Raw genomic sequence first — 12,412 nt, forward strand, 5'->3', positions numbered from 1 at the left:
AATCCCCAGATTTAAAATAAGACGCTGCCGAGGCCCTTTCGGGGTTCGGATAGTTTCAACAAGGTGCAGATATTCATACACCTTCTTGCTGTTACGGTTCGATTTGCGGACGCGTTTAATATACATACCCGTCACCGTAGCTAAAAAACAGGGGGGTGTCAATAATTATTTTGTTTTATGGGTCACTACATTTGGGTTTTGCCCGGTGCAAAACAATGATTTCAGGCGGTTATGCCTGCAAGACATGGGGTTTTGGGCAAAAAATAAGCGTTGCCCGATCAATTTTGACGAAGTTGGGTTAATAATCATACTCCGAATGACATACTCCAATGACAATATTCACCATCATTCTTTTCAAGATGCCAGCCTGTTTTCTTGTAATAACTATTAAATCCAATTTCTGCAGGGCACTTACTGTGAACACAAACATTTCCTAATGTTTTCAGCATATAAAATAATAACTGACGGCCACGACGATCTTCTCTAATTGCAAATTGATACAGTGAAATGTCACCATCTTTTCTACGATAGTATCTGCATGCGGCAATAATAGAATCCTTTTCATGCGCAACAATTACAGATTGTCGTCTAATTGAACCTGAAACTCCATAATTGCATAAAAATTCCTGCGAGTAGATGGCAGGATTATTGTCATGTAAATAAACTTTGAAAAATGCCACAATACGCTGTGTGTCTTTTGGTCCTGCAATACCAATGGTGCATGAACTATCCTCAAAATTAGACAGCCTCAAATTTGTTGCTTCTTTATTAAACAAGCACACTTCTTTGGGAAACCCTAAACTTAAAAATCGTCCTGGGCTAGCACTCTGTTGATATGCTCCAGCATTATATATTGCGATTAGATCTCCTTCTTTAGGTGATGGTAATTTAACATTATGTGCGATTACATCTAAAGGTGTACATGATGGGCCACAAAGTGTTACTGATTCAATTTTTGTTTCTTTTGTGCCTAGGGTCCTAATTGGAGGCGGCCTAAAAGAGTTCGTTCTTCCTAAGCCGCCAAAACAATGAATTCCACCATCGATAATCACATATTTTTTATTGAATGATTCTTTCACATCGCGGATACTCGTCAAGAAAATACCGCCCCCGCCCACTATAAATCTACCCGACTCAAAAATATATTGTGAATTTTTAAATATCCGTGAGTGTGGAGAAAATACAGAGGTTAGGCCTGCCTTAAGCTTCATGAGGTCTAATGAATTTTCTTCGCAGCTGAAAGGGCTCCCAAATCCGCCTCCGATATTAAAAAGTGGAGGCACTTCATTTAACACACTAGTAATATCTGAAAACTCATTTAATACTTTATCAAACTCATCAATCAATAAGCTTTCTTCTAGAATATTTGACCCCTGATAACAATGTAAACCAACACATTTAATAGAAGGGTTATTGTGTAATTCTTTCCAACAAACAATAATCTCTTCTTTGGACATTCCGAATTGTGTTGCACCAGCCATCGAAAGTGACCCAGAACTCTTTTCTCCGGGGTTTAGGCGAAACATAACCTCTTGTGGTTTTCCCAGATCCTCTGCGACTTCAGCAATCTTATATAATTCTTTTGGTGAATCAATAACTATGGCCTTGATATTGTTTTTGATAGCACTTCTAATATCATTTTTAGATTTTCCTGGTGCTATATAATAAATTTTATCGGGGGCAACACCCGAAGAAATCAACAAATCTATTTCATTGACTGAAGCTGCATCAAAAAAACTTCCTGCCTTATTAAGACATTTAATTATTTCACAATTTGGATTCGCCTTTACTGAGTAACAAAGCTCGGAGCCATCAGGAAGTATTTTCTTCAATTCATTCCATTGGTTCAACATCCATTTTAGGTCATAGATATAGCATGGTGTTCCATGCATTTCGGCACTTTGTAAGAGATCTGCATCAGTAACATATAGTTTGTTAATATTTTTAATCATATTTTCATATTCTCCCTGGCATATGGTAGTAAATTTATCAAAGCCCTTTCATAATGTTCCCAGCTCGTAGAAAATTCAGATAGCCAGTTGTCATGATTACACAGTTCATCAGTCGGGAGAGATAGTAAAGTGGCACTCTTTTCTTGAAGATCGGCTAATGCTAAAGATAAGCGTCTTGCCCTATATTTTTCTGGACTATTGTTATTCCTGCTCTGCTCAAACAGCATCACTAACTCATTGATCATGTGTATATTTATTGATAGCTCAGAAATACCCAATTTAAATTTAATTTCTCTAATTGAATTGATCTTCATATTAAGATACTTATCTATCAAGACTTTTATAAAAGCAGCGAATCCAAAAGTATCAGTTGTATCTGATACGATTTCAGCCCCTGAAAAAAGTACAAGGCTTGGAGCTAATTGTAATGTGTTCTTAGTATTAAAGGTGCTAATTGTGAGCATCAAACTATATTGCATCTCGCTACTTTTATGTAGATTCAACATTTGTTCAATTGACATAACGAGCAGTTGGCCGTCAGGATGAAGTAACAAATACTCGCTGCTAACAGATGAGACACACAATAAACAATGAGTTGGTTCATCTGTGAATGCATGCATGAATTCATTCTCAAATATTTTACCTTTGTAAGGACCAATGAGAATGGGTCCATGCACAAGAAGCTCTTTTATAATGTATGAATACTCATCTTTATTTATGGTATGATTATCAATATTTTTTAAATATGTATGCCCTTTTATGCCAAGGGTACCTATAGCATGTTTGATTGCATCCACAAATGAAAGATAAGGAGTGAACCATTCATCCGGCTTTTCTAATGCTCGATATTGAAATGGACGGCCGGTCAAGCAAGAATAAAGGCTGTCCGGGCCAGGAATTTTCTCTCCAAGTAGCATTTTCAACCCGATTCCCGCCGGATCTATTAAGCGACCGGCATAACAAGCCTTATTTCCATTAAAACAATTCATTTCTTAGTTTTCCGTAACAACCATATTTGATTTTCGGATTGTTCTGTCCATTTATTTCCGTTAAATTCACCAAGCAAGTCATCGACATGAAAACCTACTGCATCTATAAGTTCTTGTATTTGAGCGATTGTTACCCATGAAAAATCAAATTTTATATACCTCTTCAAGTTCACGACACCAACCTCATCAACATTTTCAACGACTATTCTACAATCCATTAGTTGCTTTTCGTAGTCATACAAATAAACATCGGATACATATGTAGATTTCATATCTTCATTGGGTATGACACACATCAAACGCTGCTTTCGTTCATTAGATTTCGCCCACCGTTCACTGAACATATAGTGGTCAAAAATGAATCTCCCACCTACTTTTAAGTTGCGATATACTGAACGGAATAATTTCATCCGATCATTTTGAGTTAATAAGTGTCCGACTGTCCTAAAAGGCAAGTATATGAGATCGGCGGGTTCCATCAAATCAAAATCTCGAATATCATTCGTTATTAGATGCATTCGATCAGACACTCCAAGCTTTCTAGCTTTAGCGTGGCAAATTTCAAGCATCTTGTCAGATATATCGATTCCTATTATATTTTTTCCACTAACAGCAAGTTCTAATGCGATTCGACCAGTCCCAACCCCAAGTTCTGCAATTACTCCATTTTCGCTCTGCCCTAAATTTTTATAAAATTCGACAGAGTCAGAACTTGCTGGATCAGCCTGTGACCATGCGTCATAAATACTTGATAGTTCGTCGTAAATTGCCGTCATTCTAATAATATCCCTTTAGCTGTCTTTCCATTGCCAGAAGTTCACCTTTTATACTCTCATAATGTTCATTATAAAATCTGCTTGTTTTGACCCAATTTTTTGATAGTTCGAGGTAAGCCTCAATTAAAGAATCTACTGAGAAATCTTTTGAGGCAGACTTATCTTTAATCCACTTGTTCTTACAAGAGCATTCCATATTCGTAAGTTGACGGATATAAGAGAATTGTGGGTTCTTATCATACTTATCAAGAAGATTAAGAACCTCCGTATTACATTTCTTGCATGTTATTGGACTATGAATTATTCCTGGGACATCTTTATGAGGGCGATACCAACTTATTCCTATCCTTTTTTCATCGATTTTATCAGGAAATAATTTCATTACTTCAATCATTTCCCATAAAGATGGCGGAGAATAAAGCTTTGACCGAAATAAAAATGATAATGGCGTGTGCTCTTTTACATTTATCGGGAAAAGGAATACTCTGTGGGCTCCATTATCAAATGCCCATTTGATACTTTCGAAAGATAGTTTCATTCTTTCTTGAACCGAATAGAATGGGATTCCAATCAAAACATTTACACACGAACTGACACCTTCATTTGCCAGTATTCTGATTGCACTTGCAAAACTGTTTAGTTTTTGTTGTTTGTTTAGGCAATATTTGAGTATAGATTCATTTGCAATCTCAAGTCCCATAAATACATGCCGTAAGCGCCCGCCCAGTTTTTCTTGGGTTTGCCTTATTCTCTCTGAAGAAATTGTTTCACACCTTGTTTCAAAACCAAAAGAAGCATGATCGGTATGCGACAATAATTCCAAATAATTAAGATAAACCTCTTGAGAAACTTCGCGCAAATCCAGTATACTTCCTGATGAAGAGGCAAATAGAAAATCATATTTCTTTGTTATTCCTGATAAGGCAGCCTTAAAGCCATCTATTATCTGCTCATCATTAAAAATCGGTCCCGTGCCGTACTTACAATAAATGCATGAACCTCTGCGTTCCTGTATACACCCACTTGTTCGAAACCAAACGAATCCCCAACTTTCTCCCATGCATGTGCAATCATGCATGGCATATTGATTATCTTTCCAGTATTGATATCCATTGCGTCGAGATTCAATTCCAGCGTAAGATAAAAGCTGGGTAACCGGAGAATTGATACTTAATTTTTCATTTGTCATAAACGTACCTTCCCAGAACCATGCCTCCTATCGTCTGAAAAAGACAAATTCAGCTCATGAATTATCTTTTCCTCCCACATCTCCCATCGAATGTTGGTTTCATCAGCCATAATTTTATATCCTTGATATATTCGATCAACCATGTCGGTTTTGTTTTTATCAGCAAAATCTGTTTCCTCTCTCCATTTATCCCTACATGAACATTTGAAATTAAAAAGCCTATCCATAGATTCATTGTCTTTCCATCTGTCGTAGTGATCAAGGAGTTCTATGACTTTTTTGTAGCATTTCTTACATGTATACGGTGATTCAATTACATTATATGCACCTAAGGATGTATACCAGCTTGGTCTTATCAAGGGTTCTTGGTATCTCTTTTCAAAATATCGAATAACTTCAATGAGTGCCCATAATGACGGAGGTTTATAATAACCATTATTATAAAGTAAACGAAGCGGAGTCCCGTCTTTTACGTGAACAGGAAACAGATAACAATATGCTGCTCCATGATCTATTGACCATGAGATCGACTCGATTGCCGCAGAAATATTTTCTTTCTCTGTTAAAAAAGGTAACCCAACCAGGATATTAGATACAGGGCTCACATTATTTTCAGTTAGAATTTGGAACGAATTAATACAGGTAGATAAATCCAATTCTTTGTTTAGACAAAAGTTCTGATAGTTACTATTAACAGTTTCGATCCCCAGAAGTACTCTTTTTAGTCTGCCGTTTAATTTATCCTGGAAGTTTTGGATGATTTCTCTGTTAATTGTTTCTGGTCGAGTTTCAAAACCGAAACCATCATGAAAAGTTGTAGCTAAAATGTTTATAATTTCGTCTCTTGCTTTATTCGGGACTTCATTTGAATCTAACATGCTCCCAGAAGGGGATATTAAAAGATATTTCAATCTCTCATCAAGCTCTTTCATCCCATTTTCAACATAATCAATTATCTGATCAGATGTTGTATTGGGTCCGGAGCTATAATTACACACTAAACAGCCTCCCTTTGAAGCCCATGTGCAACCTTTTGTCCTAAACCAAAGACCTGCTGTTTGTCCGTTTCTGTCCCAGCTATTACGGATGCAATATGTGCAGCTATCACTCCAGTAACGCTGAGAAACAGCTCGCGTAGCGCGAATAACTTCAGATAAAAAAGGTTTTAAACTCATTATCGCGCTTCTCCTAAAATAATTTTATTCCGTTCAAATTCGGACACTACCTTTTTACAAGCTGATTCCACAGAATTATGATTGTCTCCTAATAACAAATAACCGATATATGGGGATGAATCTGTTAATCCTGTAACTTGTGTAGGCATAGCAACAATGCCTGTTTCTGTATTTGTTATTTTAGCAAAAACATCGATTGCCAATTCTGTCACACCAGTTACATCACCCAAATATGTAATTGGCACGGAAAGATAGTGCTGGGCATAGTATTTTGATGAAAACAACCGATCCCCAACTTCAAATATGAAATGGCTTGCACATCGTCTGGCGTTTATCTCAAGTAGAATCACTTTGCTTTCAAAATTTCGAATACAGTCAATGCAAAAATATCCTCTATACCCATACTTAGACATGACTGAGCCAATTTCCATTGTTTTTTCAGATATTAACCTTGCATCCTTATCTATTACCGTTTGTGCGCCTCTATAATACCCTGATACCCTTATCTCCTTTACCACTCCGACGATACTACAAGCCCCGTCAGGATTAATTACCCCAAGGCCAGAAATAGTATCAAAAGTGGAAGAACTGTCTCTTATTAAATCCTCAAAGACAATTTCGTTTGATGATATATATGGTGCAAATTTTACAGCTTCTTCAATACGTTTTAGGCATTTCTCATAACCAGAAAGGATCAATTCCTTGCTAAGAAAAATATTTCCATATCCTCCAACACCAAATTCAGACTTTACAACACATGGGATTTGCGCATCCACATAACCCTCTAAAATAACAGGAACATCTTCATAGGATTTTGCTATTCTGAAGTTCATGGTACCAAAATCTATGTTTTCAAAAGAAAGGAGTTCACGGAATTTCGATTTAGAATCGAATAGTTCTACATGTTTAAAAACAGATTCTTGTGGAATATCTGGTGACTCTATATGAAACCCCAACGATTGCATCTGTGAAACCATAGAGTAAGCTTCGGGTGAAGCACCCCAAAACAAACAATTAATGGTGCCAAAGCCTTCTAAAGAATTTAGCCCACTATGGGGCAAACTACATATTTCCCCATGATTGGAATCCGGAATTATGATTTCAATGTTCTTATACCCAAGCAATTCTTTTATATAATCTAATTGAACATTAGGAATAGGCCTTGGAAGAACTACAGTTTTGTTATCGCCACCCCATAAAATTCCAAGTTCTGAATATGCAGCCCCAGCATCACGCAGTTTATTAAGAAATCCGCTATCAAACGTTTTCCATGGCATTGATCTGCGTACAACTTCATGAACATTTGGGAATCCTATTGTTTTATCAGCTCTTTTCATGCTGGCAGATCCCCAACACTTTTTTTAACTTGACCCAATATTGTTTTCCAATTTGCTTTTAGCCACTCATGACCAAAAGCCTTTGTCGCAATTTCAGAGAAAGCCTTTTCTATTCTCTGCGAGAATATATCAGCACCATTATTCCTTAAAATTTGTTTCCATTGCTTTCGGCATGAACAATCAACTTTTGCAGCCTTTTCGATTTCATCAATACGGTTATGTCGAGATGTCGCGAAATTGGTTAAATGCAAATTGACCTCTTTACAGCAAGCCGAGCACGTTATTGGTACTATCACGGGTTCAGTATAAAATGGGTGTCTAACTTGCTTTAAATCCGGATACCATGATATTTCTATATGTTGAAGAAGTTCTGGTTTGAGACTGACGAGAATATCAACGAGAGCCCAAAGTGAAGTAGGATTATAGAAACCGTTTTTGTGCAACCAACTTAAAGCCGTAAAGGGCTTAATATTCATAGGAAATAGTACGCAGGTATCGAAGCCTGCTTTAAAACACCATTCAATAGTATAAAGTGCATCAGAGATAATTTCTGATGCGGTTAGGAATGGTAATCCAACTAAAACGTTGGCAAATGCCTTGATACCGACTGAATTGAGTTTAGCTATGACATCTGGAATTCTCGAAATATCTAATTTTTTGTTACAACATAAAGTGTTGAAAGCCTGTGATGCGGTTTCAACCCCAATTTCAATTATCACTTTTTCAGGCCTAAAGATTTTTAGATCTTCAATTACAGTTTCATCGATTGTTTCTGCTCTTGTTTCAAAAATAATCTTAGTTTGTGAAAGCCTTTTTTGTAGCTCTTCGAATATCTTTATACGAGTAGTCCGGCACAATTCACCTTCATCAAAAATACTGCCATTTGTATTGAGTAAAAGTATTTCCGGTGGATTGTTTTCTATACATCTAAGTTTCGATATCAGTGCTTCAAGTTGAGCTTCCGATGAAACAGAACTTCCAGCCCAATAATCACAGGAGACACACCCACCGTTCTTTAAAGAATGCTTACAGCCGTTTGTTTTTATCCAAATACGAGCGAAGCTATTAGACTCACGAATCAATGATGAATCCATCAGGTGTGGCAATGGGGGGCGTGATGAGTTTGCCTTTAGCCCAATGTGTTTAAGAAGAAGGTTGTCTTTCATAACTAATTACCTGAAAACATTTCTGATAAGAATCTGCCAGTATATGACTCTTCTGTTTTTGAAATCTCTTCAGGCGTTCCCTCAGCAACTATATAACCACCAGCGTCACCACCTTCAGGTCCAAGATCTATTACCCAGTCGGAGTTAGAGATTATTTCCAAATTATGCTCTATAACTACGACTGTGTTATTTTTTTTAACAAGCTTATTTATGACTTCTAACAACAGATCAATATCCGCAATATGTAATCCGGAAGTAGGCTCATCAAGAACATAGATCTCCCCCTTTTTTCTGAGCCTGCTAGCAAGTTTGACCCTTTGAGCTTCTCCGCCAGAAAGTGTGTTCAGTGGCTGCCCAAGCGATAAATAACCAAGCCCAACAGATTCGAGAATGGATAAAGCATGAATTATAGACTTGTCATTGAAAAATGTAAGTGACTCAGATATAGTCATTTCTAAAACATCTGATATGGTTTTGCCTTTATATCTGTAGTCTAATACATGCGAAACATACCTCTTTCCCTGACATTCCGGGCACAATTCTTGAACATCTCCAAGAAAATGCATATCAATCACTTTATATCCCAATCCATCACATTCATGACATGCACCAGCACCATTAAATGTTAATAGAGATGGTTCTATACCAGCCTCTCTTGAAAATTCTTTCCGTATGTCATCGAAAGCATTAGTATATGTAGCCGGTATGGATCTAGCGTTTGCGCCTACGGCGCTTTGATCCACAACAGTCGCATTGGAATACTTTTTTAGAAAAACTTCTACCAATGAGCTCTTTCCACTACCTGAAACACCGGTAAGACAGGTCAAAGCATTGCGAGGTATTCTTACATTAATATTTTTTAAATTATGTAATTTTGCATTCTCAATGGTTAAAAATTCCTTAGCATTTTTTAAGCATTGCAAACGCCTTGTTACTTTTTTTCTATTTGACATATATTTCCCGGTTAGTGTGTCTAATTCTCGAATTTCTTCAGGACTTCCTTGCCCAACTACTACGCCGCCTTTTTTCCCAGCTCCTGGTCCAATATCAATTATATGATCAGCGTGTTGCATAACAGCCATATCATGCTCTACGACAAGAAGTGAGTTTCCTTTGTTTTTAAGCTGATCAAGAATACCCAATAGTTTTTGTGTATCCCGGGGATGTAACCCTCTAGTTGGTTCATCTAATACATAAATAAGTCCCGTCAATGAAACACCAAGTTGACGGGCTAATTTTAATCTTTGGGCTTCACCATTCGAAAGAGTTCCAATGGATCTGTTCACGGTTAAGTAACCGATTCCAGAGTCGATCATATGCAACAGTAACTTATTGACATATGGCACAATTGCATCAGCGACACTTCCTTTGAGACTTTTCAGATATTCATAGAGATCATGGATCTCCATATTAACTAAGTCAACAATACTACGCCCATTTACCCGCACCTCACGTGCACGTGAATTGATTCGAGCTCCTTTACATGTTTCACAAGCCCTTTTGGTGAAGAATTGTTCGTCATAAGAATTGCCAGTTAATCCTCTGCTATCATTTTGTCTTTTTAAAAGTCGGGATATTACTCCTTCAAACGAAAATGATTGAACATAACCAGGTTGATCGTTTGTCGCTTTAATGGGCTCACTGTGAAAAAGTTTGTTGCTTTCCTCTTCGGTAAAATCCGAAAGCCTTTTGTTCATATCAAAAAATCCAGATGCGGAAATTATATTCCAATATCTTCCTCCAACTTTCCAAGTCTTATGTTTTATTGCACCTTGATTGAGAGATTCATTTAAATTAAATAGCACTTCTATATCTGGAACTATTTCAAACCCTAATCCTTTACATGTTTCACAGGCTCCTGAAGGTCTGTTGAAAGAAAAATCTGAAGCACTAAGAATAGGTTTGCCTAATCTGGAATACAGCAATCTTAAATATGTATAGATTTCAGTTACAGTACCAACAGTTGACCTTGGATTTCGACCCAAAGGATGTTGATCAATCATGACACTTGGGGTAAGCCCTTCAATGGTATCGACATCTGCTTTTGATATTCTTGGGATTGATCTTCTTGCATATGAACTCATGGAGTCAAGGAACTCACGCTGAGCTTCCGAAAATATGGTATCAAAGGCTAATGATGATTTGCCAGAACCTGACACACCAGTTATTACAACAAATTTATTCGTGGGGATTTCTATTGTAATGTTTTTTAAATTATTTTGTCGTGCACCTTTTACAAATATCATAACTTTCACTCCCCCTTCAAATAAGTATTTCCGAAATTTTGAAAACATATTTCTATTTTATATTGACGACAACATTTCCTAAGGTCGTTGGCCGTATCAAGAGGATATGACTTGCCGCAATAGGAACAACAAACCATTTTTCCTTTTTCATTGCTATCATTTGGGCAAACCGGAATAAATATTTGAATAGCATCATCAGTTAATTTTTTTGGATAAGGCTCTCTATACACCTCAATACAAGGATTGCCATTCCAATTGAAATGACTTTTATTAATTACATTGGTAATAAAGTTTTCTACTATATAACTTATCTCGGAATAATTTCCAGCAGTTGTTCTTGCGTATAATCCACCAGAAATATATCTGTGAAAAATATCCAAACCTTCCAAAAAGCCATTGTGGGAAGCAAATTTACAGACATCTTTAAATTTCATAATCTTTTGATGTCCAAGCGCAAAAAGATGGAAATTTGTTATATTGGGTGTTTCAATAGTATCAGATTCCCAAATCGCTCCATGCGACAAACTAAAGCTATTCGTATCCATTTGCAATTCTGGGAATCTACTATTGAACCATTTCGAAAAGACATTTTCCACATGGCCTATAAGATGCCTTAAGTCTTCTCCATGATTTCTATCTCTTCCTATTGAAACAATGCGCCATGAAGGCAATTCGTATAAATCCAATTGATTCTTCATATTAAGCACTCTCCATAAATCTCATTAATAAAATATTCACAACCTCCCTGAACTCGTCTATGGAATCAAAAAATCTGGAAGAATTTATTTCGGTTTCTACCCAATCAAAAAAATCTTTATTCTTCAATAAATTCGAATTTATAGGTACATTATTATTTCTACACCATTCATTTATTGCCTTTTCAATTAAAAACTCAATATATTTAGGATCTACCTTTAACAATGCTGAGCTGATTGAATTGCTTCTACGTAATAAGCTTATGTCATTTTGAATATTGACCAATAAATTAACAAGCTTATCTGATGAATCTAGTACCTCCGTACTTACTGATGCTGAATAAAATGTTCCAAAGCTTCCTAAAAATGGCGAATAGTTATCATTTATATTTTTTTCATTTAAAGTTGCTAAAACTCTTTTTAAAATGTCATTTTTTAATTTTTCAATGCTCTGATATTTTAGGCCTCTATCATAAGTCAGAGCTTCAATAATCGTTGTATCGAAAGGAAGTTTGGTCTGATTATCTTTTATTATTACAACAGGTTTATCAAATGCCAATCGTAGCCCGAGTTCAAACTCATCTTCTACAGTCCAATTTTAATAATCCAATGAATTCAATGCGATAAAAAGCAATAACAAACCTTTGGCACCACCTGTTATCCTGTTTTCCCAAAACGCTCTTTTTTATGTTTCGCAAATTGCCTGTGGCATGGCCACACCAACAGCCTTGAATATTTTTCCACATACGCCATGACTTCTTGTACGAAGTGCAAGTCTTCGACCATTATCTTCCACAATAACTCTTTGCAGAGACTCAAGGTCATTGCGGATGGTTGCCCATTCAAAGTGATGACCAGCGGCTTCAAGTCTCATGGCGAGCTCTTTG

The 12,412-nt window shown here is 36.6% G+C and carries 11 protein-coding genes and 1 pseudogene; all 12 read right to left on the reverse strand.

Annotated elements, in window-relative coordinates:
- Nucleotides 1-126 (reverse strand): IS1634 family transposase N-terminal domain-related protein (locus BR04_RS16980; RefSeq protein ID WP_496357229.1); only part of this gene is annotated, 126 nt, incomplete at its 3' end.
- Between the two features lie 179 nt (nucleotides 127-305).
- On the reverse strand, nucleotides 306-1,952 hold the full coding sequence (locus BR04_RS16985) for an alanine racemase (RefSeq protein WP_496357219.1): 1,647 nt from the start codon (nucleotides 1,950-1,952) through the stop codon (nucleotides 306-308).
- Complete coding sequence (locus BR04_RS16990) at nucleotides 1,949-2,941, reverse strand: hypothetical protein (protein ID WP_496357220.1); 993 nt, start codon at nucleotides 2,939-2,941, stop codon at nucleotides 1,949-1,951. Before BR04_RS16990 ends, BR04_RS16985 begins: the two co-directional genes overlap by 4 nt.
- Nucleotides 2,938-3,717 carry a class I SAM-dependent methyltransferase gene (locus BR04_RS16995; protein WP_496357221.1) on the reverse strand — a complete coding sequence of 260 codons (780 nt, stop codon included), beginning with the start codon at nucleotides 3,715-3,717 and terminating at the stop codon, nucleotides 2,938-2,940. The genes BR04_RS16990 and BR04_RS16995 overlap by 4 nt, the downstream gene beginning before the upstream one ends.
- Before the next feature lies 1 nt (nucleotide 3,718).
- Complete coding sequence (locus BR04_RS17000) at nucleotides 3,719-4,906, reverse strand: hypothetical protein (RefSeq protein WP_496357222.1); 1,188 nt, start codon at nucleotides 4,904-4,906, stop codon at nucleotides 3,719-3,721.
- On the reverse strand, nucleotides 4,903-5,904 hold the full coding sequence (locus BR04_RS17005) for a hypothetical protein (RefSeq protein ID WP_496357223.1): 1,002 nt from the start codon (nucleotides 5,902-5,904) through the stop codon (nucleotides 4,903-4,905). The genes BR04_RS17000 and BR04_RS17005 overlap by 4 nt, the downstream gene beginning before the upstream one ends.
- A 176-nt stretch (nucleotides 5,905-6,080) precedes the next feature.
- The gene (locus BR04_RS17010) at nucleotides 6,081-7,418 is read right to left on the reverse strand and encodes an ATP-grasp domain-containing protein (RefSeq protein ID WP_496357224.1); all 1,338 of its coding nucleotides are present in this window, start codon (nucleotides 7,416-7,418) and stop codon (nucleotides 6,081-6,083) included.
- Entirely contained in the window at nucleotides 7,415-8,584 is a 1,170-nt protein-coding gene (locus BR04_RS17015; protein ID WP_496357225.1) for a hypothetical protein, read from the reverse strand. Before BR04_RS17015 ends, BR04_RS17010 begins: the two co-directional genes overlap by 4 nt.
- 2 nt (nucleotides 8,585-8,586) lie before the next feature.
- Complete coding sequence (locus BR04_RS17020; RefSeq protein WP_496357226.1) at nucleotides 8,587-10,830, reverse strand: ATP-binding cassette domain-containing protein; 2,244 nt, start codon at nucleotides 10,828-10,830, stop codon at nucleotides 8,587-8,589.
- Nucleotides 10,831-10,835: 5 nt separating this feature from the next.
- Nucleotides 10,836-11,528 carry a hypothetical protein gene (locus tag BR04_RS17025; RefSeq protein ID WP_496357227.1) on the reverse strand — a complete coding sequence of 231 codons (693 nt, stop codon included), beginning with the start codon at nucleotides 11,526-11,528 and terminating at the stop codon, nucleotides 10,836-10,838.
- A 1-nt stretch (nucleotide 11,529) separates the two neighbouring features.
- On the reverse strand, nucleotides 11,530-12,084 hold the full coding sequence (locus BR04_RS17030) for a hypothetical protein (RefSeq protein ID WP_496357228.1): 555 nt from the start codon (nucleotides 12,082-12,084) through the stop codon (nucleotides 11,530-11,532).
- Between the two features lie 126 nt (nucleotides 12,085-12,210).
- Nucleotides 12,211-12,412: pseudogene (locus BR04_RS17035) on the reverse strand (IS1634 family transposase); the annotation flags it as partial.

The sequence above is a fragment of the Desulfobotulus sapovorans DSM 2055 genome (genome assembly GCF_059569355.1).

Bases quoted from the DNA above. Each gene is read 5' to 3' on its own strand.
- BR04_RS16995 (WP_496357221.1), bottom strand. From the start codon at position 3,717: ATGACGGCAATTTACGACGAACTATCAAGTATTTATGACGCATGGTCA.
- BR04_RS17025 (WP_496357227.1), bottom strand. From the start codon at position 11,528: ATGAAGAATCAATTGGATTTATACGAATTGCCTTCATGGCGCATTGTT.
- BR04_RS17000 (WP_496357222.1), bottom strand. From the start codon at position 4,906: ATGACAAATGAAAAATTAAGTATCAATTCTCCGGTTACCCAGCTTTTA.
- BR04_RS17015 (WP_496357225.1), bottom strand. From the start codon at position 8,584: ATGAAAGACAACCTTCTTCTTAAACACATTGGGCTAAAGGCAAACTCA.
- BR04_RS17010 (WP_496357224.1), bottom strand. From the start codon at position 7,418: ATGAAAAGAGCTGATAAAACAATAGGATTCCCAAATGTTCATGAAGTT.
- BR04_RS16990 (WP_496357220.1), bottom strand. From the start codon at position 2,941: ATGAATTGTTTTAATGGAAATAAGGCTTGTTATGCCGGTCGCTTAATA.
- BR04_RS17020 (WP_496357226.1), bottom strand. From the start codon at position 10,830: ATGATATTTGTAAAAGGTGCACGACAAAATAATTTAAAAAACATTACA.
- BR04_RS16985 (WP_496357219.1), bottom strand. From the start codon at position 1,952: ATGATTAAAAATATTAACAAACTATATGTTACTGATGCAGATCTCTTA.